The sequence below is a fragment of the Pseudomonas sp. TWP3-1 genome, from assembly GCF_049896625.1.
GTDB lineage: Bacteria > Pseudomonadota > Gammaproteobacteria > Pseudomonadales > Pseudomonadaceae > Aquipseudomonas.
On record NZ_JAFCUQ010000018.1, the window covers coordinates 92526 to 118996 of the forward strand.

Annotated in this window: 25 protein-coding genes and 1 pseudogene; 22 read left to right on the forward strand and 4 right to left on the reverse strand. The window is 61.4% G+C overall.

Annotated features, from left to right (window positions below; translation table 11 throughout):
• Positions 1-13 precede the first annotated feature (13 nt).
• Genes cobJ through cobG form a run of 4 tightly spaced genes read right to left on the reverse strand, consistent with a single transcriptional unit; the run spans position 14 to position 4455 of the window.
• Positions 14-1717 carry a precorrin-3B C(17)-methyltransferase gene (gene cobJ / locus ACP7BN_RS22130; protein ID WP_426206075.1) on the reverse strand — a complete coding sequence of 568 codons (1704 nt, stop codon included), beginning with the start codon at positions 1715-1717 and terminating at the stop codon, positions 14-16.
• Positions 1717-2451 carry a precorrin-2 C(20)-methyltransferase gene (locus ACP7BN_RS22135; protein WP_426206076.1) on the reverse strand — a complete coding sequence of 245 codons (735 nt, stop codon included), beginning with the start codon at positions 2449-2451 and terminating at the stop codon, positions 1717-1719. The genes cobJ and ACP7BN_RS22135 overlap by 1 nt, the downstream gene beginning before the upstream one ends.
• Positions 2448-3074: a precorrin-8X methylmutase gene (locus tag ACP7BN_RS22140; protein ID WP_426206077.1), complete on the reverse strand. Its 627-nt coding sequence runs from the start codon at positions 3072-3074 to the stop codon at positions 2448-2450. The genes ACP7BN_RS22135 and ACP7BN_RS22140 overlap by 4 nt, the downstream gene beginning before the upstream one ends.
• Entirely contained in the window at positions 3067-4455 is a 1389-nt protein-coding gene (gene cobG / locus ACP7BN_RS22145; protein WP_426206078.1) for a precorrin-3B synthase, read from the reverse strand. Before cobG ends, ACP7BN_RS22140 begins: the two co-directional genes overlap by 8 nt.
• A 56-nt stretch (positions 4456-4511) precedes the next feature.
• On the opposite strand from cobG, the gene cbiE reads away from it, so the two are divergent.
• From cbiE to ureC, 22 genes and pseudogenes are all read left to right on the forward strand, one after another.
• Positions 4512-5723 (forward strand): precorrin-6y C5,15-methyltransferase (decarboxylating) subunit CbiE, encoded by a 1212-nt coding sequence (gene cbiE / locus ACP7BN_RS22150; protein WP_426206079.1) that lies wholly within the window; start codon positions 4512-4514, stop codon positions 5721-5723.
• A complete protein-coding gene (locus ACP7BN_RS22155; RefSeq protein WP_426206080.1) occupies positions 5716-6813 on the forward strand; it encodes a cobalt-precorrin-5B (C(1))-methyltransferase in 1098 nt (365 codons plus the stop codon). Before cbiE ends, ACP7BN_RS22155 begins: the two co-directional genes overlap by 8 nt.
• Positions 6810-7538 carry a cobalt-precorrin-6A reductase gene (locus ACP7BN_RS22160; protein WP_426206081.1) on the forward strand — a complete coding sequence of 243 codons (729 nt, stop codon included), beginning with the start codon at positions 6810-6812 and terminating at the stop codon, positions 7536-7538. The genes ACP7BN_RS22155 and ACP7BN_RS22160 overlap by 4 nt, the downstream gene beginning before the upstream one ends.
• Before the next feature lie 188 nt (positions 7539-7726).
• Positions 7727-8029 carry a type II toxin-antitoxin system RelE/ParE family toxin gene (locus ACP7BN_RS22165; RefSeq protein WP_426206082.1) on the forward strand — a complete coding sequence of 101 codons (303 nt, stop codon included), beginning with the start codon at positions 7727-7729 and terminating at the stop codon, positions 8027-8029.
• Between the two features lie 3 nt (positions 8030-8032).
• A complete protein-coding gene (locus tag ACP7BN_RS22170; protein WP_085609233.1) occupies positions 8033-8323 on the forward strand; it encodes an addiction module antidote protein in 291 nt (96 codons plus the stop codon).
• Between the two features lie 98 nt (positions 8324-8421).
• Positions 8422-8823 carry a DUF2946 domain-containing protein gene (locus tag ACP7BN_RS22175; RefSeq protein WP_426206083.1) on the forward strand — a complete coding sequence of 134 codons (402 nt, stop codon included), beginning with the start codon at positions 8422-8424 and terminating at the stop codon, positions 8821-8823.
• Between the two features lie 47 nt (positions 8824-8870).
• Complete coding sequence (locus ACP7BN_RS22180; RefSeq protein ID WP_426206084.1) at positions 8871-9350, forward strand: copper chaperone PCu(A)C; 480 nt, start codon at positions 8871-8873, stop codon at positions 9348-9350.
• A 21-nt stretch (positions 9351-9371) separates the two neighbouring features.
• Positions 9372-9803, forward strand: a complete 432-nt coding sequence (locus ACP7BN_RS22185) for a DUF2946 domain-containing protein (RefSeq protein ID WP_426206086.1) — start codon at positions 9372-9374, stop codon at positions 9801-9803.
• A gap of 84 nt (positions 9804-9887) precedes the next feature.
• Positions 9888-12005 carry a TonB-dependent copper receptor gene (locus ACP7BN_RS22190; protein WP_426206088.1) on the forward strand — a complete coding sequence of 706 codons (2118 nt, stop codon included), beginning with the start codon at positions 9888-9890 and terminating at the stop codon, positions 12003-12005.
• 129 nt (positions 12006-12134) lie between these two features.
• A pseudogene (locus tag ACP7BN_RS22195) lies at positions 12135-13512 on the forward strand (PepSY-associated TM helix domain-containing protein).
• Between the two features lie 151 nt (positions 13513-13663).
• Positions 13664-15787: a TonB-dependent receptor gene (locus tag ACP7BN_RS22200; protein ID WP_426206089.1), complete on the forward strand. Its 2124-nt coding sequence runs from the start codon at positions 13664-13666 to the stop codon at positions 15785-15787.
• Between the two features lie 228 nt (positions 15788-16015).
• Positions 16016-17281, forward strand: a complete 1266-nt coding sequence (gene urtA, locus ACP7BN_RS22205; RefSeq protein WP_426206091.1) for an urea ABC transporter substrate-binding protein — start codon at positions 16016-16018, stop codon at positions 17279-17281.
• Positions 17282-17496: 215 nt separating this feature from the next.
• Positions 17497-18999 (forward strand): urea ABC transporter permease subunit UrtB, encoded by a 1503-nt coding sequence (gene urtB / locus ACP7BN_RS22210; RefSeq protein WP_426206092.1) that lies wholly within the window; start codon positions 17497-17499, stop codon positions 18997-18999.
• A complete protein-coding gene (urtC, locus tag ACP7BN_RS22215) occupies positions 18999-20078 on the forward strand; it encodes an urea ABC transporter permease subunit UrtC (protein WP_420647070.1) in 1080 nt (359 codons plus the stop codon). The genes urtB and urtC overlap by 1 nt, the downstream gene beginning before the upstream one ends.
• Positions 20075-20944 carry an urea ABC transporter ATP-binding protein UrtD gene (gene urtD, locus ACP7BN_RS22220; protein WP_426206094.1) on the forward strand — a complete coding sequence of 290 codons (870 nt, stop codon included), beginning with the start codon at positions 20075-20077 and terminating at the stop codon, positions 20942-20944. Before urtC ends, urtD begins: the two co-directional genes overlap by 4 nt.
• Positions 20945-21099: 155 nt before the next feature.
• Complete coding sequence (urtE, locus tag ACP7BN_RS22225; RefSeq protein ID WP_420647068.1) at positions 21100-21798, forward strand: urea ABC transporter ATP-binding subunit UrtE; 699 nt, start codon at positions 21100-21102, stop codon at positions 21796-21798.
• A gap of 30 nt (positions 21799-21828) precedes the next feature.
• The gene (locus tag ACP7BN_RS22230) at positions 21829-22668 is read left to right on the forward strand and encodes an urease accessory protein UreD (RefSeq protein ID WP_426206095.1); all 840 of its coding nucleotides are present in this window, start codon (positions 21829-21831) and stop codon (positions 22666-22668) included.
• 226 nt (positions 22669-22894) lie between these two features.
• Positions 22895-23197 (forward strand): urease subunit gamma, encoded by a 303-nt coding sequence (gene ureA / locus ACP7BN_RS22235; RefSeq protein ID WP_008085431.1) that lies wholly within the window; start codon positions 22895-22897, stop codon positions 23195-23197.
• Between the two features lie 9 nt (positions 23198-23206).
• On the forward strand, positions 23207-23740 hold the full coding sequence (locus ACP7BN_RS22240) for a GNAT family N-acetyltransferase (protein WP_426206097.1): 534 nt from the start codon (positions 23207-23209) through the stop codon (positions 23738-23740).
• A gap of 5 nt (positions 23741-23745) precedes the next feature.
• On the forward strand, positions 23746-24279 hold the full coding sequence (locus tag ACP7BN_RS22245) for a GNAT family N-acetyltransferase (RefSeq protein WP_420647065.1): 534 nt from the start codon (positions 23746-23748) through the stop codon (positions 24277-24279).
• On the forward strand, positions 24279-24584 hold the full coding sequence (locus tag ACP7BN_RS22250) for an urease subunit beta (RefSeq protein ID WP_277760404.1): 306 nt from the start codon (positions 24279-24281) through the stop codon (positions 24582-24584). Before ACP7BN_RS22245 ends, ACP7BN_RS22250 begins: the two co-directional genes overlap by 1 nt.
• 170 nt (positions 24585-24754) lie before the next feature.
• Complete coding sequence (gene ureC / locus ACP7BN_RS22255) at positions 24755-26455, forward strand: urease subunit alpha (protein ID WP_426206099.1); 1701 nt, start codon at positions 24755-24757, stop codon at positions 26453-26455.
• Positions 26456-26471 lie beyond the last annotated feature (16 nt).

Sequence of the window (26471 nt, forward strand, 5' to 3'; positions counted from 1 at the left end):
TGTGGCGCTGCAGTTAGCCCACAGGCTTTTCACCATACCAACGCGGCGTATACACCCACTGTCTGCCGTCAGCGCGCGCAAAGGTGCAGGTGGTGGATGAACCGATCAGCACCATGGTGCGCATGTCCACCTGATCCGGGGTCAACTCGCCCAGTGTGATGGTTCGCAACGTCTGGCCCGGCCGGCCGATGTCACGGCCCAACACCACCGGCGTTTCTGGCGTACGGTGCTGCGCGATGATTTCCAGTGCACGGCCCAACTGCCATGGGCGGGCGCGCGAGATCGGGTTGTAGAAGGCCAGCGCCAGATCCGCTTCAGCTGCCAGATCAAGACGTTTTTCGATGATCGACCACGGTTTGAGGTTGTCCGACAGCGACATCACGCAGAAGTCATGACCCAGCGGCGCACCGGCTTGAGCGGCGGTGGCCAGCGATGCGGACACCCCCGGCAGAATCTCCAGATCAACGCTGTGCCAGGCCGGATCGGCTGACTCGTGCAACGCTTCGAGCACCGCAGCGGCCATGGCGAACACGCCCGGATCGCCGGACGAAACCACAATCACCGAACGGCCCTCGGCTGCGAGTCTGAAGGCATGGCGGGCACGCTGCATTTCTTCGCGGTTGTCGGTGCAGTGCTGCACCTGATCGTCGCGGAACGGCCCGGCCATGCGCACGTAGGTTTCATAGCCCAGTACATCAGTGGCCCGGGTCAGTTCGGCCTTGACGGCGGGCACCATCAATTCGGCGGCTCCGGGGCCGAGACCGATCACGGCGAGACGACCGCGCGGGCGGCCGATTTGCGCTACGTCCAGCGGCTGGTCACTGACCGCGATGGCGATCTCGTCAGAGCTGGCGATGATTGAAGCTTGCGGCGACACACTGCGCGCCAATTGCGCTACGTCACTCGCCGCAGAGACGAAGCGCAGCGGCACGCCTAGTTCGATGGCTGCTTCACGCAAACTCGACGAGGCCATCGCGGTATCAGCCGCGACCAGACAGGCCAGCGCTGGCAGCGCAAGGTTCGCCTGCTGCAATGCAGAGCGCACAATGCTCGGCAGATCCGCCATATCGCCGCTCACCGCCACCGCAACACTACGTGGGTAGATCAGCAATTCATTGGCGCTCAACGCGCGTGCAGCGCTGCCAACATGAATCGAGCGCTGCGCCTGCGGATTTTCCGGCAGCTGCGCCTGATCCAGCCACGGAGCAGCACCGTCGATGCGCACACTGTGCCCGGCCAGCAGATCGGAAACGAAGCGCTTGCCCTGCTCCAGATCACCGAGGGCGTAACCGCTGGGCGGGTTGAGCAGGCAAGTGCCGAAGCGCAATTCGCCGCTGGTGGTGATCGCCGCAGCCACATCAAATGCCGAGGCAATCGTGCGCGCCATGACATTTACCCCGCCCAGACCACCAAGCAGCGGCACCACGGCGCTGCCATCTTCGGCGACGGCCAGCACGGGCGGCTCGACGCCTTTTTCCAGCAGCACCGGCGCCAACGTACGGATGACAATACCCGCCGCGCACAGCGCAATAATTGGTGTGTCCTGTTGGTACAGATCGCGCAGGGTACCGCCGAAATCCTCGTACGTTCGATCAGCGCCTTCGACCCGACCGCTCAGGCCGTGGATCTGCGCGCCCGGATAAATTTGCTGAAGACGTCGGGCCGTGACCAGCGCCCCTTGGCCGAGAATGACGATGGCCGGCGTGGAATGAGTCATCAGCCTTGCCACCGTTCGCCCGGGACAATGATCAGCGAGAAGTACGGCGAGGACATGGGCTCGACCTGATCCAGCGCAACGATCTTCTGGTTGGCCATGGTCGCGCGCTCGACGTACAGCGCACGCTCGGCCAGACCGAGTTCTTCGAGCACGGCGCGGACTTTCGGGAAATTGCGCCCGAGCTTCATGATCACTGCCGCATCAGCATCGGCCAGTCGGCGTTTCAGCTCTTCATGCGGCAACACGCCGGAAAGCACCGAAAGGCTCTGATTGCGATACACCAGCGGCGCACCGAGCACCGACGCACCACCGAGCATCGAGCACACACCCGGCACCACTTCGGCTGGATAGCGATTGGCGAGGCGGTCGTGCAGATACATGTAAGAACCGTAGAAGAACGGGTCGCCTTCGCAGATCACCGCCACGTCACGCCCGGCATCCAGATGCTCGGCCAATTGCTCGGCGGCGGCATCGTAGAAGTCGCTGATCACTTGTTCGTAAGACAACGGCGCCGGCAACGTTTCGGTGGTCACCGGGTACACCAGCGGCAGCAGATTCTGTGCGTCTTGCAGGTGCGCTTCGATGATGCCGAACGCGTTACCCTTCTTGCCCTTGGCCACAAAGTACGCGACCACCGGCGATTCGCGCAGCAGGCGCAGGGCTTTGACGGTGATCAGTTCCGGATCACCGGGGCCGACGCCCAGGCCAATCAAACGTCCTTGGGCTTGCATCATTCGATCTCCGTGGCGAGGGCATTGACGGCGGCGGCGGCCATGGCGCTGCCGCCAAGGCGACCCTGCATGATCACGAACGGCACGCCACGGCTGTCAGCGGCCAGTGCGGCTTTCGACTCGGCGGCGCCAACGAAGCCGACCGGGAAGCCGAGAATCAGTGCCGGTTTCGGCGCGCCGGCGTCGAGCATTTCCAGCAGATAGAACAGCGCAGTCGGCGCGTTGCCGATCACCACCACAGAACCCTCAAGATGCGGACGCCAGAGTTCCAGCGCAGCGGCGGAACGGGTATTACCCAGCTCACGCGCAAGCTCCGGCACGCTTTCGTCGCGCAGGGTGCAGATCACCTGATTGTTCGCTGACAGGCGCGTACGGGTCACGCCTTCGGAAACCATCCGCGCATCGCACAGAATCGGCGCACCAGCCGCCAGCGCATCACGCCCGGCCTTGCCCGCGCCTGCGGAAAATTGCAGACCGTCGACGGCCTCGACCATGCCGCAGGCGTGGATCACCCGCACCGCGAGTTTTTCCAGATCGGCCGGGATGCGCGCCAGATTGGCCTCGCTGCGAATGATCGCGAAGGAGTTGCGATAGATCTCCTGACCGTCGCGGATGTAATCAAGCATCAAGTGGGCTCCGTGAGTGGCCGGCGAACAGAGTCGCGGCCGCTTCAATAGTAAGGTTGCGTGCGTGCAGCGCGCCGAATCCGGGCTGTGCTGCATCGCGAAAATAGAGGTCGTAGTGACCGGGGCTGACGGCGAGCAAGGTCGCCGGTGCGCGGTGCGCAGCGGCGCAGGAACGCGAGCAGCCGGACAGATGCACATCGAGTGCACGCGGCAGTAAAGTCGCCAACTTGCGGGCGTCGTGCTTGGTGTCGGCCAGGCCTTTGCCGCAGCCGTTGGCGCCAGTGCAGGCGATCAGGCGGGACAGTGGCTCGGTGGCGTTGGTCAGCAGATTGTTTTGCTCAAGACTTTGCAGGACTTCAGCCGCATCGGCCGCTTTTACATTAGGTAGCAGCAGGCTTTGCCAAGGGGTGAAGCGCAGGCTGCCATCGCCGAATCGGCGGGAGGTTTCTGCAGCACCGCGCAGCATCGCCGGGTCGAGGCGCCCCAGCGGCGGCACCGCGCCAACGTAGACCAGCCCTGCCGCAGCCTGTGGACAAGCGCCGATATGCAGAGCGTCCGGTGCAGGCGAACGATGCCAATCGTCGACAGTTAGCAGAGCAACACGTTGGCCGATTTTTTCGAGCAACTGCACTGCGCTGAATTCGCCGAGCAAATGGCGCATCCGCGTCTGCTCCGGTCGCGCCAGCTCGAGAAACAACTCCAGCACCGCGACCACCAGCGCATGGCCGTCTGCAAGTTTGACGGCGGCCAACGGTTGATCCGTCGGGCAACCGGCCAGACCAAACGCCAGCAACGTTTCACCGCTGCGCTCAATAGCCGACAACCACAGATCATGCGGATGTTCGAGCATCGCCAGCGCTTCAGCACCATCCAGTTGCACGGCGAACTTGGCGCTCAGCTCATGAAAACGTGGATGGCGCTGCAACGTCTCGAGGATTTGCCCAGCCAGCGGACGCGTGTCGAAAACCATCTGCCGATCAATCCCGACAGCCGGGCTGAGCATCAGATTGCGCACATCATCGCCAGCCGCGGTGCGCGGCCCCAGACCCGCGGCCAGCAGGCGATCAATCAGCGCACCGGACTGCGCGCCGATCCCGCGAATCTGCAGATTGGCGCGGTTGGTCGCCTCGATCACCCCGCCAGCGAACTGCTCAGCGGCATCCGCCACCGCATTTGCCTGATCGGCGGTGATCGAGCCACCATCGAGTTTGATCCGACATATCCCGCCATCCAGCGCCTGGACGATACGCAGCAACCCCGGACAGGCCGAGGGGCGTTTGGCAGTGGACAGCGGGCGTTCGTTCAAAGGACTGGCCGGTTGTGTTGGGGAAGCGCTTCGCGGACGAAGGCGCGGTATTATGCCTGCTTTGTCCGGCGGCATGAAAAGCCTGCCCGTCGGAACGGCGCGTTTGCCGACACTTTTTTGCGAGGCAATAGATGTCACCCTGGCTGACGGTAGTAGGAATTGGTGAAGACGGCTTCAAGGGCCTGGGCAAACATGCCCGGCGCGCCTTGCTGGGCGCCTCGCGAATTGTCGGCGGCCAGCGTCAGCTGGATCTGCTGCCGGCGTGCATTCGGGGCGAACGCGAGTTGTGGCCGAGTCCGTTTTCTCTGGCGCCGTTACTGGAACGGCGCGGCGAAGCGGTGTGTGTGCTGGCCAGCGGCGATCCAATGTTCTACGGCGTCGGCGCCAGCCTGGCGCGTCAGGTTGCGGTTGCCGAAATGCTGATCCTGCCCGCGCCGTCATCCTGCTCACTGGCGGCGGCGCGTCTTGGCTGGCCGTTGCAGGATGTGGTGACGTTATCGCTGGTCGCCCGGCCATTGGCTGCATTGAACGCTCAACTGTTCAGCGGCGTGCGTCTGTTGTTGCTGAGCAATGACGGTGAGAGTCCAGCGGCCGTCGCGGCGCTGCTGCGCGAACGCGGATTCGGTGCGAGTCGCCTGAGTGTCCTTGAGCATCTGGGTGGCGACGCGGAGCGGCGTGTCGATGGGATTGCCAACGACTGGAACGATCCGGTGATTGCCGACCTCAATGTGATCGCCATTGAATGCCTGGTTGACCTTGATGCTCCGCGCCTGTCGCGCCTCGCCGGCCTGCCGGATTCGGCGTTCAAGCATGACGGCCAACTGACCAAACGCGACGTGCGCGCGATCACCCTCGCCCGCCTCGCCCCGACTCCCGGCGAATTGCTGTGGGACGTCGGCGCCGGCAGCGGCTCGATCGGCATCGAGTGGATGCGCACCCACCCGAGCTGCCGCACGCTGGCCATCGAAGCCGATGACGCCCGTCAGCAACTGATCGAGCACAACCGCGACGCCTTGGGCGTGCCCGGTCTGCAACTGATTCGTGGCAGTGCGCCGCAAGCACTTGAAGGGCTGGAGCGTCCGGACGCGATTTTCATCGGCGGCGGCGTGACCCGCGACGGCGTGCTTGACACTTGCTGGGCGCAACTCAAACCCGGCGGACGTTTGGTAGCCAACGCCGTGACCCTGCAAAGCGAAGTGACCCTGATGGCCTGGCGCGAACGCCACGGCGGCGAACTGACGCGCATCCACGTCGCGCAGGCGCAGCCATTGGGCGAGTTCGATACCTGGCGCCAGGCGCTGCCCATCACGTTGCTGGATCTGGTCAAACCCTTCGATGCGTGACGAAACCGCTGAACAACCCGCCCCTCTGCGCAGCGGCCTGACCACCGGCAGTTGCGCCACTGCCACCAGCCTCGCCGCCGCACGCCTGTTGCTCGGCGGCGGAGCGGCTGACGCGGTGCAGATCGTGTTGCCCAAGGGCAAGCAAGTGCAGATGCGGCTGGAGTTCTGCCGGTTGACCGATGACGGCGCTGAAGCGGGAACCATCAAGGATGCCGGCGACGATCCGGACGTGACCCACGGCGCCCTGCTCTATTCTCGGGTGCGGTTAATCGACGAGCCGGGGATTCGCTTCAACGCAGGTGCCGGCGTCGGCACCGTGACCCGTCCCGGTCTGGTGTTGGCCGTCGGCGAACCGGCAATCAATCCGGTGCCGCGCAAAATGATCAGCGATCACCTCAGCTTGCTCGCCGAAGAAACCGGCTATCGCGGCGGCTTCGACGTCACGGTCAACGTCGAGGGCGGTGAAGCCCTGGCACTGAAAACCATGAACCCGCGCCTGGGGATTCTCGGTGGCTTGTCGATCCTCGGCACCAGCGGCATCGTCCGGCCGTTTTCCTGCGCGGCGTACATCGCCTCGATTCATCAGGGCATCGACGTGGCGAAAACCAACGGCTATTTGCACATCGCAGCATGCACCGGCAACGCCAGCGAAGACACCATGCGCCGGGTCTACGATTTGCCGGAAATCGCTCTGATCGAAATGGGCGACTTCGTCGGCGCCGTGCTCAAGCACCTGCGCAAAGTGCCTGTGGATAAACTCAGCCTGTGTGGCGGCTTCGGCAAGATCAGCAAACTCGCGGCCGGGCACATGGATCTGCACTCGCGGCATTCGAGTATCGATCTGCCGCAACTGGCCGAATGGGCAGCGGCGATTGGTGCCGATGCAGACTTGCAGCAGAACATTCGCGAGGCGAACACCAGTCAGCAAGCGCTGGCCATGGCCAGTGCGGCGGGGATCGCGCTCGGCGATGAAGTCTGTCGGCATGCCCTGGAATTCGCCCGTAGCGTGGTGCCGGAGCAGGTGCAGGTCGAGGTGTTTGCGATTGATCGCCAGGGCGGCGTCGTTGGGCATGCGGGGGCTTTTGTATGAAACGGATTTTGTTGCTGGGTGGCGTGACTGAAGCGCTAGCGATTGCCCGCACGCTGGGGCCGCAGCATATTTACAGCCTGGCCGGCGTTGGCCGGGTGCCGAGCGATCTGACCTGTCAGGTGCGCGTTGGCGGCTATGGCGGTGCGGAAGGCTTGGCGCAGTTTATTCGCGATCAAGGCGTCAGTCTTTTGCTCGATGCCACCCATCCTTACGCAGCACAAATCAGCCAGAACGCTGCCACCGCTGCGCAACTGACCGGCATTCACTGCTGGGCCTTGCGCCGTCCGGCGTGGCAACCGCAGCCGGGGGATGACTGGCGTGAAGTTGGCCATTGGGCCGAACTGATCGCAGCACTGAAACCCTTCCGCCGACCGCTGTTCACCTTGGGCCGCGAACCTCTGCAACACCTCGACGAAATCCCTGCGAACCAGTTCTGGACCCTGCGCGCCCTCGACGTTTATCCCGGCAACGAACGCTGCGAAGTGATCGGCGCGCGCGGGCCTTTTCTGCTGGATGACGAACGCGCGCTGTTCGAGCGCCGGCAGATCGACGTACTGATCAGCAAGAACAGCGGCAGCACCGCGACGGAGCCGAAACTCGAAGTCGCGCGCGAGCGGGGGGTGCCGGTGATTGTGTTGAAGCGGCCGGTGTTGGCGCAGGTTGATCGGGAGTTTGCTAGTACGTCTGAAGTCCTTGGCGCCCTGTCAGCGTCAGACAATTCCTGATTTCATGTTTACCCGTGAATTAGCCCGCAAGTTTTTCAGAAGCAGCCGACTGTCCCTTCTCTCAGCCCCGTTCCAATATCTCGATTCCTTTAATCCTCGCAGGTTTACAGGCAGCAATTCTCGGAAAAATAGATGACGCCGGGAAAAAGCAGCTTGTCAGCCTGTATCCCAAGGAATACGATCCCGACATGATCGACTTTGAACGATCCCGCGCATTTGCCGATTGGCTGGACGGTTTGAAGGACACCATCGGCAAAGCACGCATCATTGCCAGACTCCGGGCGGCAGAACATGGAAACCTTGGTGATTGCGAATTCGTCGGTGACTCGGTTTACGAGATGCGTGTTCATCACGGACCTGGATACAGGCTGTATTTCACACGTCGAGGTGAAGTGACTTACCTGTTACTCATCGGCGGCGATAAGTCGACACAAAAACGAGATATCAAACGAGCCATTCAGATGGCAAAAAGTATCGGTAATGAGGAGTAAGTCATGACCGAAAAATTCACCCGCTTCGACGCGGCAGAGTTTCTTAAAACGCCCGAGGAAATGGCCGCTTACCTCGATGCATGTTTTGATGAGGACGCCGGAGACGGCGTTCTGATTCGTGCAGCGCTGAACGACATTGCCCGCGCCCAAGGCATGACTCAAGTAGCACGTGATGCAGGCCTGGGTCGCGAAAGCCTGTACAAAGCGCTCAGCAGCACTGGAAATCCGGAATTCGCGACTATCATGAAAGTCATGAAGGCACTGGGTTTGAGATTGCATGCGGTAGCGGGCTGATTGCGCTGCGACACCAAACCGCACGACGCATTTTTACTTATCGGCCCTGATCAGGCTAAATAGCCGCGCCTGATCGCCCACCCCGACGGATCTGTCCCATGAACCGACATCGGCTTGCCATTGCCTGGATCGCCTGCTTTGCAGTGCTGTTCAACATGCTCGCCATGCCGTTGACGGGAGCGATGGCACAAGCCGCGCAGTCACCCGCCGAGCAAGTGTTGTGGAGCAGTTTCTGCACCGGCAGCGGGACCAAAATGGTCGCGATCAATATCGGCAGCGTCGATCAGAACGCGCCGCAAAGCGGCGACAAGCATTCAACCATGCAGCATTGCTGGTGCTGTTCCGGATCGGCGCCAGTCGTGGCGCTGCCAGGGCATTCGCCGCAGTTGTTTTTCGCGCAATACCCCAGCAATCGCAGCGTTGCGCCCGCCACTCTGCAAAACCCCACACCGCGCCAGCAATGGCCCAGCCTCAACCCCCGCGCCTCGCCTCTGGTTTGATTTGTTCCCGCATTTGACTGCGTTTCGAATCGTCCTGGAGAACTGCCATGTTGAACAAACTCATCGTCATCGCTGCGCTGTTGCTGCCTGCGTGCTTCGCCCATGCTCATGAATACAAGGCTGGCGAGCTGGAAATCGCCCACCCGTGGTCGCAGGAGCTGCCGCCGAATGCGCCGACCGTCGCGGCGTATTTCGTGATCCACAACAACGGCAAGACTGCCGACCGCTTGCTCAGCGTCGATTCGCCGATTGCCCCCACCGCCGAACTGCACGAACACGTCATGCAGGGCGACCTGATGAAGATGCAGCAAGTGCCGAGCGTGGTTATTGCTCCGGGCGAGAATGTAACCTTCGCGCCGATGGCCTATCACGTGATGCTGATGAACCCGACTGATCGCAGCCTGCTGAACGACGGCAAGCGCTTTCCGCTGACGCTGCATTTCGAGAAGGCCGGCGCCGTGACCGTCGAAGTCGCGGTACAGAAGAAGCCACCGGAAACCACTCAGACTCACGCCCACGCGCAGTAATCCGCCCGGCTGATCGCAAGCATGCGCCCGCCTAGCGCCAGGTCTATCCACAAGCGCCGCCAACACGGCAGCTGGATCGCCCTGTTCGCCATGTTGATGATCTTCATCGGCCCGCTGATTTCTCAGTCGATGCCGATGGATCAGCACGCCTCGGCTTCCATGCCAGTCAGCATGGACATGTCGATGGACATGCCGGGCATGGATCACTCCGCGCATGCAGCCAAAGCCTCGGCCGAACACTGTCCGCCGCAATCTTCGCACCACGCAATGTGGGAAAAGTGCGGCTACTGCAGCCTGCTGTTCAACTGCCCGGCGCTGACCGGTGGCGGCAGTTTCGCCGCGTTCAGTATCGCGCCAGTCAACACCTTCAACACGCCCTCCCCGCGCCTGGGTTACGCCCGGCAAACCGTCTTCCCCGGCGCCCGCAGCCGCGCTCCGCCCGTCCCAGCGTAAACACCCACTTCTGATTGCACACGGTTGAGAAGACAGCTTCAGGCTGCCGACCGTGTCGTTTACGACTGTTTGATGGAAATTGTCATGTCCAGGTTTTCTGCTGTGCCACGTTCGGGTTCTGCCCCAACGTGTTTTGCCCTGAATCACTCGCGCCTGCGTTTCAGGCACGCGAGCGCCGTACTTTGCGGCGTATTGCTGTCCCCGCTGGTGCTCGCCGATGATCACGCCGCCCACTCCGAAGAACTGAGCCCGACGGTGATCACCGCCATTGCCCCGAGCTCACCGCTGACCATCGTCACCAACCCGAAAGACCCACGCCAACCGGTGCCGGCCAGTGACGGTGGTGACTATTTGAAGACCATTCCCGGCTTCGCGCTGGTACGCAACGGCGGCACCAACGGCGATCCGGTGCTACGCGGGATGTTCGGTTCGCGCCTGAACATTCTCACCAACGGCAGCATGATGCTCGGTGCCTGCCCCGGCCGGATGGACGCGCCGACCTCGTACATCTCGCCCGAGACCTACGACAAGCTCACCGTGATCAAAGGCCCGCAAACCGTACTCTACGGCCCCGGCGCATCGGCCGGTACGGTGCTGTTCGACCGCGAACCGGAAAGCTTCGGCGAACTCGGCACGCGGGTGAACGCCAGCGTGCTGGCCGGTTCCCACGGTCGCTTCGACAAGGTGGTCGATGCCGCCGCGGGCGGGCCTTTGGGCTACGTGCGGGTGATCGGCAACACCGCGCATTCCGACGACTACCGCGACGGCAACAACGACATTGTTGCCTCGCGCTACGACAAGTGGAACGGCGACGTTGCGGTCGGCTGGACACCGGACGCCGACACCCTGCTGGAGCTGACCGCTGGCAAGGGCGACGGTGAAGCGCGTTACGCCGGACGCGGCATGGACGGCTCGCAGTTCCTGCGCGAAAGCCTCGGCCTGCGCTTCGAGAAATCCAACATCACTGACGTGCTGGAGAAACTCGAAACCCAGGTCTATTACAACTACGCCGACCACGTGATGGACAACTACACCCTGCGCACGCCGTCCGGCACCGGGATGATGTCCGGGCCAATGGCCTCGAATGTTGACCGCCGCACTCTCGGCGCGCGGATCAAAGCCACTTGGCGCTGGGCCGATATTCAGCTGATCACCGGCCTCGATGCGCAGACCAACGAACATCGCCAGCGCAGCGCGATGGGCATCGACACTTACAAGAATGTGCCGCGCAACAAGGATGCGGATTTCCACAACTACGGCGTGTTCAGCGAAATGACCTGGTACGCCGCTGACCGCGACCGCTTGATTGCTGGCGCGCGCCTCGACCGCGCTTCGGCCAAGGATTATCGCCAGCGCACCGGCTCGGGAATGATGTCGCGCCCGAATCCGACCGCCGACGAAACACGCGCCGATACTCTGCCCAGCGGCTTCGTACGGTACGAGCATGATCTGGCCGACAGCCCGACCACGCTCTACGCCGGCCTCGGTCACGTGCAGCGCTTCCCGGATTACTGGGAACTGTTTTCGCCCAAGTCCGGCCCGGCCGGTTCGGTCAACGCGTTTGACTCGATCAAACCGGAAAAAACCACGCAGTTCGACTTCGGCCTCAATTACAAAAGCGCCGAACTTGAAGCCTGGGCATCGGCCTACATCGGCCAGGTGCGCGACTACATCCTGTTTGATTACACCCCGGGAATGATGGGCAGCACTTCGCGCGCCGAGAACATCGACGCGCGGATCATGGGCGGTGAACTGGGCGCTGCCTACAAGCTCAGCGACAACTGGAAAGCCGATGCAACTCTCGCCTACGCCTGGGGCAAGAACAGCAGCGACGGCAAAGCACTGCCGCAGATGCCGCCGCTCGATGCACGTTTCGGTTTGACCTACAGCGAAGACAACTGGAGCGCCGGTGCACTGTGGAGAGTGGTCGCCGCGCAAAACCGTATCGACCAGAACAAGGGCAACGTGGTCGGCAAGGATTACGACAAGAGTTCGGGCTTCGGCGTGTTCTCGCTTAATGCTGCTTATCGGATCAACAAAAACTGGAAGGTCAGCGGCGGCGTCGACAACCTGTTCGGCAAGGCTTACGCCGAACACCTGAACCTGGCGGGCAACGCCGGATTCGGTTACCCGGCGAATGATCCACAAGCCATCAACGAACCGGGGCGCACGCTCTGGACCAAGGTCGACATGAGTTTCTAAAAGCATCGCCAGCAGGCTGGCTCCCACACGGACCGAGTTAAACCTGTGGGAGCTAGCCCTGCTAGCGACAGGTTGCGCAGCAACCGCAAAAGACAACTAGAAGATCCAAGCCAAGCGGAGCACAAACCGATGAAACAGCCCAAACCGAATTTCTACAACCTGGCCTGGCGTTGGCATTTTTATGCCGGTTTATTCGTCGCGCCTTTCATGGTGATGCTGGCCCTGACCGGCATCATCTACCTGTTCAAACCGCAACTCGATTCGCTGATGTACAGCAGCCTGCTCAACGTCCCGGCCGGGCATCACACGGTGTCGGCTGATGACATGCTGCAAAAGGTCAAAAGTGCTTATCCACAAGGCCAGATCGCGCAATATCTGCCACCGGTCAACGCCGCGCAGTGCGCAATTTGTCGTAAATAACGCCGGCCACGAGCTGAATATATTCGTCGATCCGTACCACGGCGATATCCTCGGCGAGCAGGATGCCAAGCAGAATCTGCAAGCCGTCGCCCGGGCCATTCACGGTGAATTGATGATCGGCACCGTCGGTGACCGACTGATCGAAATGGCCGCCGGGTGGGGCGTGGTATTGGTGGTATCCGGAGTGTTCCTGTGGTGGCCGCGCGGGCAGGCGGCGGGGATTCTATGGCCCCGCCTGAGCAGTCGCGGCCGCGTGCTGTGGCGTGATCTGCACGCCGTGACCGGGTTCTGGGGCGCAACGTTGCTGCTGGTGATGTTGCTCAGCGGCATGACCTGGACCGGCTTCTGGGGCAAGCAATACGCACAGGTGTGGAACGTGTTCCCGGCAGCCATGTGGGACAACGTGCCAACCTCAGACATCGAAGCGCGCAGCCTCAACAGCGCTACCCGTCAGACCGTGCCTTGGGCGATGGAAAACACACCGATGCCGATGTCCGGCGACCACGCCGAACACATGGCCCACGGCGACATGCAACACGGCCCCGCCGCACCGGGCATCAGCCTGCAAGATGTGCAGAACATCGCCACCCAAAGCAAAGTCGAGCCGGGCTACAGCATCACCCTGCCGACCACCGCCACCGGCGTATTCACCATCGCGGTGTTCGCCGATGACCCACGCAACGACGCCACCCTGCACGTCGATCAGTACACCGGCAAAGTCCTCGCCGACGTACGTTTCGAGCAGTACGGCACTGTCGCGCGTGCTACCGAAATCGGGGTGATGCTGCACGAAGGCAAGATGTTCGGCGTGCTGAATCAGATCATCGTGCTGCTGATCTGCCTGATGATTTTGCTCAGCGCCGTCAGCGGCGTGGTGATCTGGTGGAAGCGCCGGCCGCAAGGCAAATTCGGCGTGCCGCCGCTGCGTCACGATCTGCCAAAGTGGAAAACCGGGGTGCTGATCATGCTTGCGCTGGCGGTGATTTTTCCGTTGGTCGGCGCTTCGCTGGTGGTGGTGTGGGTGTTGGATCGGTTTGTGCTGTCGCGTCTTGGCCGCGAAACTGAATCCGCCTCAACTTCATCATGAATCATCCGAGATGCGCGATTTAGACGCTTCTGTACACTGCCGGGGCTTAAGCCTCGGCAGCGTTTGATGTCACCACATCAAGCAAGTGTGCCGCCCGACCCGCAGCCCCACAGCTGCGGGTTTTCTTTTGCAGAAGCGATTTACCGTCCCGATGAACAAGTACCTCTTGTCCAGCCTGTGCCTGTTCGCGATGAACAGCGCACACGCCGACAGCACCCCGCTGACATTGCCCACCGGCACCATCACCGCCCTGGCCAATGATGATGAAAACGTCAGCCTGAGCACGCCGACTACTGCGGGCTCGCGCCTGAACCTCACAGCGATGGAAACCCCGGCCAGTGTCGAAAGCCTCAGCGGCGAACAGATCCGCGCCCGTGGCGAGCGCAGCGTGCAGGACGCCGTCTCGCGCAGCACCGGCATCAGTCGCACCGGTACGCCGGGTGATGGCGGTACATCGTTGCAGGCGCGTGGTTTCACCGGGCAGAGTTCGGTGATGCAACTGTATGACGGCAACCGCCTGTACACCGGCATGGGCACCGGGACTTTCCCGGTCGATACCTGGTCCGTCGAGCGCGTCGACGTGCTGCGCGGCCCGGCTTCGGTGTTGTATGGCGAAGGCGCGACCGGCGCGGTGGTCAACACGATCCCGAAGAAGCCGTTCACCGGCGAAATCGAAAACGACATTCGCCTCGGTTATGGCTCGTTCGACAGCCAGCAGCAGGCGTTCGACAGTGGCGGCTCGCTGAGCGACACCCTGAGCTATCGCCTCAACCTCAATCGTTTGCGCAGCAACGGCTGGATTGATCGCGGCGATTCTTCCAGCGACTTCATCAGCGCCGCGCTGCGCTGGCAGGCCACCGATGATCTGGCTTTCACCCTCGCCCACGATTACGGCGATCAGCGCCCGCAGAATTACTTCGGCACGCCGCTGATCAACGGCCATCTGCAAGACAGCCTGCGCAACAAAAACTACAACGTGCGCGACGACAAGCAGCACTACAACGATCAATGGACGCGCCTGAGCAGTGACTGGCAGATCAATGATTCGCTCAGCGCCAGCAACGAGTTGTATTACCTCAAGGCCCAGCGCCGCTGGCAGAACGCCGAGAACTACAATTTCGATGCCGGCACTCAGCAACTTAGCCGCAGCGGTAACTTCGGCATCGGCCATCAACAGGAGCAGCTCGGCGACCGCCAGACGTTCACCCTCAAGCACTCGCTGTTCGGCCTCGATAGCCAGACTGTGACCGGCGTCGATTACAACCGCATCCGCTTTCAGCTCAACAGCAATTCGCCGTTCAACGACGTGCTGGCAGACGGGCAGCCGCTGGATCTGTATCACCCGCAGGCGGGCTACTTCGACAGTGCCAATCAATATCGCGAGCAGTTCGACAGCACCAGCAAACAGATGGCGATGTTCGCGGAAAACCGTACGCAACTGAGTGAGCGCTGGTCGCTGGTGACCGGCGTGCGCCGCGATTACATGCACGTGGATCGCAACAATCTGCTGGACGGCAGTCAGAGCGACAAGACCCTGACCGGCAACAATTGGAAGACCGGATTGGTGTTTGCGCTGACGCCACAGACTTCGTTCTACGGTCAGGTTGCGACCAGCACTGACGGCATCGGCGGGCTGATATCCCTGAGTCCGGGTCAGCAGCAATACGACCTGTCCACGGCACGGCAGACCGAGATCGGCATGAAGCAACTGTTCTGGGATCAGCGCGGCGAATTCACGCTGGCGGCTTATCGCATCGTGAAGAAGAAACTGCTGACGGATGATCCGGGCAATCCGACGCTCAAGCAGCAGGTCGGGCAGCAATCGTCCAACGGACTGGAGGCCAGCCTCGATGTGCAATTGCCGCACGCGTGGCAGTTGCAGGCCAACGCGGCCATGGTCAAAGCCAGGTACGACGACTTTGAAGAAGTGGTCGGTGGCGTGCCGGTTTCGCGTAACGGTAACCGCCCGGTGGATGTGCCACGGCGTACCGCCAATCTTTGGTTGAGCAAGGCGATTACTGATGACTTGAAGGCTGGCGCTGGCGTGCGGTATGTCGATGCGCGGTTTGCCGACATGGCTAACCGCAATGAGCTACCGAGCTACACCGTGCTGGATGCGACGTTGTCTTGGCAGGCGTTACGCAATACGACGCTGGGGCTGCAGGTGAATAATCTGTTTGACCGCCGGTATGCGCAGAGTCAGTACAACGAGGGGCAGCAGTGGATCCTCGGCGAACCACGCTCCTTCTTCGTCACAGCCGATTACACCTTCTGATCTGAAGTCCGCAGCTCCTACATAAGCAAACCTGCGCCCCAATCTGGCGCGTCCGAGCGCACCGCCGCATCCAACCCGTCCCTTCCTGGTGCACCGCCACTCCCGCGCAACCGCTCTAAACCGACATTTCCCGGCCAAACCCCGACCGGGCACAGCCCTTGCAAAACAGCCTTCAGTCGTCCGCATCTGCCAACCATAAAAAACTTTAACGTTCATGGAGATCGCACAATGAAGCGTCGCAGTTTGATCAAGGCTTTCACACTCACGGCATCCATTGCCGCGATGGGCATGACCTGGACTGTGCAGGCCGCCGAGACCATCAAGGTCGGGATTCTGCATTCGTTGTCCGGCACCATGGCGATCTCCGAAACGTCGCTCAAAGATATGGCGCTGATGACCATCGACGAGATCAACGCCAAGGGCGGCGTCAACGGCAAGATGCTTGAGCCGGTGGTGGTCGACCCGGCGTCGAACTGGCCACTGTTCGCAGAAAAGGGCCGGCAGTTGCTGACCCAGGACAAGGTCGCCGTGGTGTTCGGTTGCTGGACGTCAGTGTCGCGTAAATCGGTTCTTCCGGTGTTCGAAGAGCTCAACGGTCTGCTGTTCTACCCGGTGCAATACGAAGGCGAAGAGATGTCGCCGAACGTGTTCTACACCGGCGCAGCGCCGAACCAGCAAGCGATCCCGGCAGTTGAATACCTGATGAGCGAAGAAGGCGGCAGCGCCAAGCGCTACTTCCTGCTCGGCACCGACTACGTCTACCCGCGCACCACCAACAAGATCCTGCGCTCGTTCCTGCATTCCAAAGGCGTGGCCGACAAAGACATCGAAGAGGTCTACACCCCGTTCGGCCACAGCGACTATCAAACCATCGTCGCCAACATCAAAAAATTCTCCGCTGGCGGCAAGACTGCGGTGATCTCCACGGTCAATGGCGACTCCAACGTGCCGTTCTACAAAGAGCTGGCCAACCAGGGTCTGAAAGCCACCGATGTACCCGTTGTCGCGTTCTCGGTGGGTGAAGAAGAATTGCGCGGCATCGATACCAAACCATTGGTAGGTAACCTCGCTGCGTGGAATTACTTCGAGTCGGTGGATAACCCGGCGAACAAGAAATTTGTGGCCGACTGGAAAGCCTACGCGAAGAAACACAACTTGCCGGGCGCTGATAAAGCCGTGACCAACGACCCGATGGAAGCCACGTACGTCGGCATTCACATGTGGGCGCAAGCGGCTGAGAAAGCCAAATCCACCGACGTCGATAAAGTTCGCGAAGCGCTGGCCGGCCAGACCTTTGCCGCGCCATCCGGTTACACGCTGACCATGGACAAGACCAATCACCACCTGCACAAACCGGTGATGATCGGCGAGATTCAGGCAGACGGTCAGTTCAACGTGGTGTGGCAGACCGAAGGACCGATTCGCGCGCAGCCGTGGAGCCCGTTTATCTCGGGGAATGACAAGAAGCCGGATTATGCGGTGAAGAGTAACTGAGGCTGATCCGGACTTTGAGGCGGGGCAGAAATCTCCCCCTCACCCCAGCCCTCTCCCTCAGGGAGAGGGGGAAAGGGAGCCGATCCTCAAGCTGTTCAAAGCCTGAGTTCGACTCAGATTCGTAAGTCGCAACACAACGCCCAAACACCTCGGTCAGTCCCCTCTCCCTCCGGGAGAGGGTTAGGGTGAGGGGGCGGTTGAACAGGACACCACCCATGCCCACTGCCCTTTACCGCTTGATACTTGCCATCGCACTTCTGCTGCCAATGGCCGCGTATTCAGGCGACGCCGAAGACTTCGTCGCCGCCAACCCCATGCAGCAGGCCAAACTGCTCGAAGCCTGGGCCGCACAGCCCGAGCCGGCGCGTATCGAACTGATCAACGCCCTGCAACAAGGCGAACTGACCGTCGACGGCCAAGCTAAAACCCTGCGCCTGAACAATCGCCTGCGGGGTCTGATCGACACCGCGCTGGCCAGCCACCAATTGCTCGCCGCCGACGGCAAAATCCGTCTGAGCGCCGCGCAGCAGTTGCAGAAAAGCGCCAAACCGGCGCAGCTGAAATTCCTCGACCAGCAACTGGCTGGTGAAAAAGATCAAAGCGTCCACGCCGCCCTGAGTCTCGCTTTGGCCAATCTACAACTGGTCGACAGCGACCCGGCCGTGCGCCTGGCCGCCGTGCGATTGCTCGGCGAAACCGGCGACCCGCTGGCCCGCACGCGTCTCGAAGGCCTGCTTGAACCCGGCGTCGAAGCCGATGCCGGTGTGCGCACCGCTGCCGAAACCAGCCTTGCCCAAGTCAAACGCAAACTGCTGATCGGCGAAGTGCTTGGCCAAGCGTTCAGCGGCATGTCGCTGGGTTCGATTCTGCTGCTCGCGGCATTGGGATTGGCGATCACGTTCGGTCTGCTCGGCGTGATCAACATGGCCCACGGCGAGATGTTGATGCTCGGCGCCTACTCGACCTACGTGGTGCAACTGATGTTCCAGCGCTACGCGCCGCAGGCCATCGAGTTCTATCCGCTGATCGCGCTGCCGGTAGCGTTTTTTGTCACCGCCGCGATCGGCATGGCGCTGGAGCGCACGGTGATTCGTCACCTGTACGGCCGACCGCTGGAAACCCTGCTCGCGACATGGGGTATCAGCCTGATGCTGATTCAATTGGTGCGATTGTTGTTCGGTGCGCAGAACGTCGAAGTGGCCAACCCCGAGTGGCTGTCCGGCGGGATTCAGGTACTGCCGAATCTGGTGCTGCCGTACAACCGCATCGTCATCATTGCCTTCGCGCTGTTTGTGGTGGTGCTGACCTGGCTGCTGCTGAACAAGACTCGGCTGGGTCTGAACGTGCGCGCCGTCACGCAGAACCGCAACATGGCGGCCTGCTGCGGCGTGCCCACCGGTCGTGTGGACATGCTCGCCTTCGGCCTGGGTTCAGGCATTGCCGGCCTCGGAGGCGTGGCGTTGAGTCAGATCGGCAACGTCGGCCCCGATCTGGGCCAGAGCTACATCATCGATTCGTTTCTGGTGGTGGTGCTCGGCGGCGTCGGCCAACTGGCGGGCAGTGTGCTCGCCGCATTCGGTCTGGGCATCGCCAACAAGATTCTTGAACCGCAGATCGGTGCGGTGCTCGGCAAGATTCTGATCCTCGCGCTGATCATTCTGTTTATCCAGAAACGTCCGCAAGGCCTCTTCGCATTGAAAGGACGGGTGATCGACTGATGAACCAGCCCCTGCTCGTTACGGCCACGCAAAAGGCTGGCCCGAAAATCACCATTGCGGTCGGTGCGCTGATTCTGGCACTGCTGATCGCCCTGCCGTTGCTCTCGCTGTTGCCCGCTGACAATGCGCTGCACATCTCGGCTTACACCCTGACGTTAGTCGGCAAAATCCTCTGCTACGCCATCGTCGCGCTGGCGCTGGATCTGGTCTGGGGCTACGCCGGTCTGTTGTCGCTGGGCCACGGTCTGTTCTTCGCGCTCGGTGGTTATGCGATGGGCATGTACCTGATGCGTCAGGCGGCCGGTGATGGTTTGCCAGCGTTCATGACCTTCCTGTCGTGGACGGAATTGCCGTGGTACTGGAGCGGCACCGGCAACTTCTTCTGGGCGATGTGTCTGGTGGTGCTGGCGCCGGGTTTGCTGGCACTGGTGTTCGGTTTTTTCGCCTTCCGCTCGCGGATCAAGGGCGTGTATTTCTCGATCATGACTCAGGCACTGACCTTCGCCGGCATGCTGCTGTTTTTCCGCAACGAGACCGGGTTTGGCGGCAACAACGGCTTCACCAATTTCCGCACGATTCTCGGTTTCGGCATCACCGAACCGGGCACCCGCGCGGTGCTGTTTCTGGCGACCGTGCTGTTGCTGGTGGCGAGCCTGTTTATCGGCTGGCGCCTGGCGCGCAGCAAGTTCGGTCGAGTGCTGACGGCGTTGCGCGATGCGGAAAACCGCCTGATGTTCTGCGGCTACGATCCGCGCGGTTTCAAGCTGTTCGTCTGGGTGTTGAGCGCGGTGTTGTGTGGCCTGGCCGGCGCGCTGTATGTGCCCCAAGTGGGGATCATCAACCCCAGCGAAATGTCGCCGACCAACTCGATTGAAGCGGCGGTTTGGGTTGCGCTCGGCGGTCGCGGCACCCTGATCGGGCCGTTGCTCGGCGCGGGCGTGGTCAACGGCATGAAGAGCTGGTTCACCGTGGCATTCCCCGAATACTGGCTGTTCTTCCTTGGCGCGCTGTTCATCATCGTGACCCTGTACCTGCCCAAAGGCGTGATCGGTCTGCTGAAGAAACGAGGTGAATCATGAGAGTCACGGCCAGTGCTGAATTCATGCTCGAACCGGCATTCTTCCCGGTCGAACCGAACAAGGACGCCGGCACCAGCCGCGATTCGATCGGCTTCGGCCAGCGCGTCGAACCCGGCCTGGATACCCGTCACGGCACGATCCTGACCCTGGAAGACATCAGCGTCAGCTTCGATGGCTTCCGCGCGCTGAACAATCTGAATCTGTACATCGGCGTCGGCGAATTGCGCTGCATCATCGGCCCCAACGGCGCGGGCAAAACCACGCTGATGGACGTGATCACCGGCAAGACTCGCCCCAGTCATGGCAAAGCGTGGTTCGGCGAAACGCTGGATCTGACGCAGATGAGCGAAGTGCAAATTGCTCAAGCCGGGATTGGTCGCAAGTTCCAGAAACCCACAGTGTTTGAAGCGTTGAGCGTGTTTGAAAATCTCGAGCTCGCGCAGAAAACCGACAAGTCGGTGTGGGCCAGTTTGCGTGCACGATTGAGCGGCGAACAGAAAGACCGGATCAGTCAAGTGCTGGAGACCATTCGCCTGACCACCTCGGTCAACCGCCCGGCGGGACTGCTGTCCCACGGGCAAAAGCAGTTTCTGGAAATCGGCATGTTGCTGATGCAAGACCCGCAACTGTTGCTGCTCGACGAACCCGTAGCGGGCATGACCGATGCCGAAACCGAGTTCACGGCCGAGCTGTTCAAGTCGCTGGCCGGCAAGCATTCGCTGATGGTGGTGGAACACGACATGGGCTTCGTCGGCTCGATTGCCGACCACGTCACGGTGTTGCATCAGGGCAGTGTGTTGGCCGAGGGATCGCTGGAGCAGGTGCAGGAAAACGAGCGCGTGATCGAGGTCTATCTCGGCCGCTGAGATTTGCCAATACAAACCCTGTGGGAGCTGCGGTGCGACGATTCGACTTGCCAGCGATGAGGCCGGCACATCCAACATTGATGCCGACTGATCCACCGCTATCGCTGGCAAGCCAGCTCCCACAGGGGTTTGTGTGGAACATAAGGAATGCATACATGCTGCAAGTCGACAAGCTGCACCAGTATTACGGCGGTAGCCACATCCTGCGTGGCCTGAGTTTTGAGGTGAAGGTCGGCGAAGTCACCTGCCTGCTCGGACGCAACGGTGTGGGTAAAACCACCTTGCTCAAGTGCCTGATGGGTTTGCTGCCGGCCAAGGAAGGCGCGGTGAACTGGGAAGGCAAACCGATCACCACGTTCAAACCGCATCAACGCGTGCACGCCGGAATCGCTTACGTGCCGCAGGGTCGGGAGATTTTTGGCCGGCTGACCGTGGAAGAAAATCTGCTGATGGGCCTGTCGCGTTTTCCTGGCAGCGAAGCCAAAGAAGTTCCGGCGTTCATCTATGAATTGTTCCCGGTGTTGCTGCAAATGAAACAGCGACGCGGCGGTGATTTGTCTGGCGGTCAGCAACAGCAACTCGCGATTGGCCGAGCGTTGGCCAGCCGTCCGCGCCTGCTGATCCTCGACGAACCCACCGAAGGCATTCAGCCGTCGGTGATCAAGGAAATCGGCGCGGTGATCAAGAAACTCGCGGCGCGCGGCGACATGGCGATTTTGCTGGTGGAGCAGTTCTACGATTTCGCCGCTGAGCTGGCCGATCAATACCTGGTGATGTCCCGGGGCGAGATCGTGCAGCAGGGACGCGGAGAAAATATGGAGGCTGAAGGTGTACGGGGATTGGTAACGATCTAGTCTGTAGCGTCCTGACGATAATCAGAAAATATGAATTTACCTATTCCCACTGCCCTGTTTACCCCGAGCTGGCACGCTGAGCTGGAGCTGGCCTACGCGCGTTTCGGCGATTGCACGCGGCCGGTTCAGCGTCGGCATTTCGGCCCGCTGCGCGTGCAAAAACATCTGTACGCCGAAGGGCCGGAGGTCTGCCAGCACATCATCGTTCACCCGCCCGGCGGGATTGCCGGTGGTGACCGACTCGACATCAGCGCCCGCGTCGAACACAACGCCTGGGCACAGATCACCAGCCCCGGCGCGGCCAAATGGTATCGCGCGGCCGGGCCCGCTTATCAGAAGCTCGACTTGCACGTGGCTGCCGGCGCGACTCTGGAATGGCTGCCGCAGGAAACCATCGTCTACAGCGCGGCGCAGGCGGAGCTCACGACTTCGATTGAGCTGGAAGGCGATGCACGGTTGCTCTATTGGGACGTGGTGGCGCTGGGTCGTCCGGCCAGTGGTGAGCGTTTTGATCTGGGGCATTTTCAGGCGCATCTGGATATTCGCCGCGATGGGCGATTGCTCTGGCATGAGCGTCAGCGCATTGTCGGGGATGACGGGTTGCTCGACTCGCCAATCGGACTGGATGGGCAACCGGTGTTTGCCACGTTGCTGGTGACGGGGGAGATTGATGCCGAGTTGCTGGAGCGCTGTCGTTCGCTGGAGAACCCAGTGCGCGGAGACCTGACGCAGTTGCCGGGTTTGCTGGTCGCCCGCTGCCTGGCCAGTGAAGCGTTGCTGGCGCGGGGGTGGTTAATTGAATTGTGGCGACTGCTGAGGCCGGTTTTGCTTGGGCGCCAGGCAGTATCCCCAAGAATATGGAGCACCTGATAACCAGCCCTCACCCCCCGCCCTCTCCCGGAGGGAGAGGGAGCCTGACCGAGGTGACCGCTAGAAATGCTGCAGACACAAAAATTCAACTGACTGAACCGGCCATAACAAACAACCGAGATCAGTCCCCTCTCCCTCGGGAGAGGGCTAGGGTGAGGGGCGGTTCCAACTGACATCCCGCTCACCGCAAGAACCACACAAATCTGCCCAGAATGGATTGCCAACGATGGACCTGACCCCACGCGAAAAAGACAAGCTGCTGATCTTCACCGCCGGCCTCGTTGCCGAACGCCGGCTGGCGCGCGGCGTGAAGCTGAATTACCCGGAAGCCATGGCCTACATCTCCGCCGCGCTGCTCGAAGGCGCGCGTGATGGTCGCACCGTGGCCGAGTTGATGCATTTCGGCACCACCCTGCTCAGCCGTGAACAAGTGATGGAAGGCATCCCGGAAATGATCCCGGAGATCCAGGTCGAAGCGACGTTCCCCGACGGCACCAAACTGGTCACCGTTCACCAACCGATCGTCTGAGGCCGCGCCATGACTTACACCATCCGCGATGCTGTACATGCCGATCTGCCGGCGATCCGTGACATCTACAACGACGCCGTGCTCAACACCACGGCGATCTGGAACGAGCAAGCGGTCGACCTCGGCAACCGTCAGGCGTGGTTCAGCGCACGTCAGGCTCAGGCCTATCCGATCCTGGTGATCGTCGACGCCAACAACACCACCCTCGGCTACGCTTCGTTCGGTGACTGGCGGCCGTTCGACGGTTTCCGCCACACCGTCGAGCACTCGGTCTATGTGCGCAGCGACCAACGTGGCAACGGCCTCGGCCCGCAGTTGATGACCGCGCTGATCGAGCGCGCGAAAAGCTGCGACAAACACGTGATGGTCGCCGCCATCGAAAGTGGCAACGCGGCCTCGATTCGGCTGCATGAGCGTGCCGGTTTCAGCATCACCGGGCAGATGCCGCAGGTCGGCACCAAGTTCGGCCGCTGGCTCGATCTGACGTTCATGCAACTGACCCTCAATCCTGGCGCGGAGCCGCCATCTGCCAACAAGGAATGACATCGATGAACGCCGCCCAACTGCGCCGCGTCAATGCTGAGAGTTTTGCCCACTATCGTCAGGGTCTGATCGACTTGCTGCTGGATGCCGTGGGTTATGGCGCCAGTGTCGGTTTCATGGCCGACCTCGATGCCGTTCAGGCCCGCGCGTATTTCGATGACGTTCAGGACCATCTGAACAAAGGCAATGTATTGCTGTGGGTAGTGGTCAAGGACGAAGTGGTGCAGGCCAGCGTGCAGTTGACCTTGTGCCAGAAGGCCAACGGCCTGAACCGTGCCGAGGTGCAGAAACTGCTGGTGCGCGAACACGCTCGTCGTCGCGGTCTCGGTCAGCAGTTGATGCAGGCACTGGAGCTTGAAGCGTCCAAGTGCAAGCGCGGCATGCTCTACCTCGACACCGAAGCCGGCTCGCCTGCCGAAGATTTCTACAAGGCGCTGGGCTATACGCGCGCCGGTGAAATCCCCGATTACGCTTGCGATCCGCACGGCAATTACCGCGCGACCGCGCTGTATTACAAAGTCCTGCAAGGAGCCCATTGATGATTCCCGGCGAATACCAGATCCAGCCCGGCGACATCGAACTCAACGTCGGCCGTCGCACGGTCAGTCTGAAAGTGGCGAACAGCGGCGACCGGCCGATTCAGGTCGGCTCGCATTACCATTTTTTTGAAACCAATGACGCGCTGACCTTTGATCGCGCGGCCAGCCGGGGTATGCGTCTGAACATTCCGGCGGGCACGGCGGTGCGCTTTGAGCCGGGGCAAAGTCGCGAGGTGGAACTGGTGGATTACGCGGGGCAGCGGCGGGTGTTCGGGTTTGCCGGACGGGTTATGGGTGACCTGTAAGTCCGTGTGTACCGCAGCCCCTCACCCCAGCCCTCCCGAAACGTCGGACCGCCCGAGGGAGAGGGAGCTGATTACCGATAGCCGCCACACCGCGATCAGTCCCCTCTCCCTTTGGGAGAGGGCTAGGGTGAGGGTCGCAGGCTCACCGCTATTTTCCTGAAGGACGCTAGATGAAGATTTCCAGACAAGCCTACGCCGATATGTTCGGCCCTACCGTCGGCGACAAAGTGCGTCTGGCGGACACCGAGCTTTGGATCGAAGTCGAAAAAGACTTCACCACCTACGGCGAAGAAGTGAAGTTCGGCGGCGGTAAAGTCATCCGCGACGGCCAGGGCCAGAGCCAGTTACTGGCCGCCGAAGTGGTCGACACGGTGATCACCAACGCGTTGATCATCGACCACTGGGGCATCGTCAAGGCTGACGTCGGCCTCAAGGATGGGCGCATCGCCGCGATCGGCAAGGCCGGCAACCCCGACGTACAGCCCAACGTCAGCATCGCCATTGGCGCCAGCACCGAAGTCATCGCCGGCGAAGGCATGATCCTCACTGCGGGCGGTATCGACACGCATATCCATTTCATCTGCCCACAGCAGATCGAAGAAGCGCTGATGAGCGGCGTCACCACCATGATCGGCGGCGGCACCGGGCCTGCGACTGGCACCAACGCAACGACTTGCACTTCCGGGCCGTGGCATCTGGCGCGCATGCTCCAGGCAGCGGACGCGTTCCCGATGAACATCGGCCTGACCGGCAAGGGCAACGCCAGCCTGCCCGAGCCGTTGATCGAGCAGGTCAAGGCCGGCGCCATCGGCCTCAAGTTGCACGAAGACTGGGGCACCACCCCGGCGAGCATCGACAACTGCCTCAACGTTGCCGATCAGTACGACGTACAAGTGGCGATCCACACCGACACGCTCAACGAATCGGGCTTCGTCGAAACCACCCTCGGCGCATTCAAGGGTCGCACCATCCACACCTATCACACCGAAGGTGCCGGTGGCGGGCATGCGCCGGACATCATCAAGGCCTGCGGTTTCGCCAACGTGCTGCCGAGTTCGACCAACCCGACCCGGCCGTTCACCCGCAACACCATCGACGAACACCTCGACATGCTGATGGTCTGCCACCACCTCGACCCGAGCATTGCCGAAGACGTGGCGTTCGCCGAAAGCCGCATCCGCCGCGAAACGATTGCCGCCGAAGACATCCTGCATGACCTCGGCGCGTTCTCGATGATCAGTTCCGATAGCCAGGCCATGGGCCGCGTTGGCGAAGTCATCACGCGCACCTGGCAGACCGCCGACAAGATGAAAAAACAGCGTGGCCCGCTGCCGCTGGACGGTGAAGGCAACGACAATTTCCGCGCCAAGCGCTACATCGCCAAGTACACGATCAACCCGGCAATCACCCACGGCATCAGCCATGAAGTGGGTTCGATCGAAGTCGGCAAATGGGCGGATCTGGTGCTGTGGCGGCCGGCGTTTTTCGGTGTGAAACCGACGCTGATTCTAAAGGGCGGCGCCATCGCCGCGAGCCTGATGGGAGATGCCAACGCTTCGATTCCAACTCCGCAGCCCGTGCACTACCGGCCGATGTTCGCTAGCTACGGCGGCTCGTTGCACGCCACCAGCCTGACCTTCATCAGCCAGGCGGCGCAGGAGGCAGGGCTGCCCCAGGCGTTGGGTCTGAAAAAGAAAATCGCTGTGGTCAAAGGTTGTCGCGAGGTGCAGAAAACCGATCTGATCCACAACGATTACCTGCCGCACATCGACGTCGACCCACAGACCTATCAGGTCAAGGCCGACGGCGTATTGCTCTGGTGTGAACCGGCGGACACCCTGCCGATGGCGCAGCGCTATTTTCTGTTCTGACGCGAGCTGGAAGCAG

Coding starts and splice junctions, on each gene's coding strand:
- cobJ (WP_426206075.1), bottom strand. CDS start 1,717: ATGACTCATTCCACGCCGGCCATCGTCATTCTCGGCCAAGGGGCGCTG.
- ACP7BN_RS22135 (WP_426206076.1), bottom strand. CDS start 2,451: ATGATGCAAGCCCAAGGACGTTTGATTGGCCTGGGCGTCGGCCCCGGT.
- ACP7BN_RS22140 (WP_426206077.1), bottom strand. CDS start 3,074: ATGCTTGATTACATCCGCGACGGTCAGGAGATCTATCGCAACTCCTTC.
- cobG (WP_426206078.1), bottom strand. CDS start 4,455: ATGCCGCCGGACAAAGCAGGCATAATACCGCGCCTTCGTCCGCGAAGC.
- cbiE (WP_426206079.1), top strand. CDS start 4,512: ATGTCACCCTGGCTGACGGTAGTAGGAATTGGTGAAGACGGCTTCAAG.
- ACP7BN_RS22155 (WP_426206080.1), top strand. CDS start 5,716: ATGCGTGACGAAACCGCTGAACAACCCGCCCCTCTGCGCAGCGGCCTG.
- ACP7BN_RS22160 (WP_426206081.1), top strand. CDS start 6,810: ATGAAACGGATTTTGTTGCTGGGTGGCGTGACTGAAGCGCTAGCGATT.
- ACP7BN_RS22165 (WP_426206082.1), top strand. CDS start 7,727: ATGATCGACTTTGAACGATCCCGCGCATTTGCCGATTGGCTGGACGGT.
- ACP7BN_RS22170 (WP_085609233.1), top strand. CDS start 8,033: ATGACCGAAAAATTCACCCGCTTCGACGCGGCAGAGTTTCTTAAAACG.
- ACP7BN_RS22175 (WP_426206083.1), top strand. CDS start 8,422: ATGAACCGACATCGGCTTGCCATTGCCTGGATCGCCTGCTTTGCAGTG.
- ACP7BN_RS22180 (WP_426206084.1), top strand. CDS start 8,871: ATGTTGAACAAACTCATCGTCATCGCTGCGCTGTTGCTGCCTGCGTGC.
- ACP7BN_RS22185 (WP_426206086.1), top strand. CDS start 9,372: ATGCGCCCGCCTAGCGCCAGGTCTATCCACAAGCGCCGCCAACACGGC.
- ACP7BN_RS22190 (WP_426206088.1), top strand. CDS start 9,888: ATGTCCAGGTTTTCTGCTGTGCCACGTTCGGGTTCTGCCCCAACGTGT.
- ACP7BN_RS22200 (WP_426206089.1), top strand. CDS start 13,664: ATGAACAAGTACCTCTTGTCCAGCCTGTGCCTGTTCGCGATGAACAGC.
- urtA (WP_426206091.1), top strand. CDS start 16,016: ATGAAGCGTCGCAGTTTGATCAAGGCTTTCACACTCACGGCATCCATT.
- urtB (WP_426206092.1), top strand. CDS start 17,497: ATGCCCACTGCCCTTTACCGCTTGATACTTGCCATCGCACTTCTGCTG.
- urtC (WP_420647070.1), top strand. CDS start 18,999: ATGAACCAGCCCCTGCTCGTTACGGCCACGCAAAAGGCTGGCCCGAAA.
- urtD (WP_426206094.1), top strand. CDS start 20,075: ATGAGAGTCACGGCCAGTGCTGAATTCATGCTCGAACCGGCATTCTTC.
- urtE (WP_420647068.1), top strand. CDS start 21,100: ATGCTGCAAGTCGACAAGCTGCACCAGTATTACGGCGGTAGCCACATC.
- ACP7BN_RS22230 (WP_426206095.1), top strand. CDS start 21,829: ATGAATTTACCTATTCCCACTGCCCTGTTTACCCCGAGCTGGCACGCT.
- ureA (WP_008085431.1), top strand. CDS start 22,895: ATGGACCTGACCCCACGCGAAAAAGACAAGCTGCTGATCTTCACCGCC.
- ACP7BN_RS22240 (WP_426206097.1), top strand. CDS start 23,207: ATGACTTACACCATCCGCGATGCTGTACATGCCGATCTGCCGGCGATC.
- ACP7BN_RS22245 (WP_420647065.1), top strand. CDS start 23,746: ATGAACGCCGCCCAACTGCGCCGCGTCAATGCTGAGAGTTTTGCCCAC.
- ACP7BN_RS22250 (WP_277760404.1), top strand. CDS start 24,279: ATGATTCCCGGCGAATACCAGATCCAGCCCGGCGACATCGAACTCAAC.
- ureC (WP_426206099.1), top strand. CDS start 24,755: ATGAAGATTTCCAGACAAGCCTACGCCGATATGTTCGGCCCTACCGTC.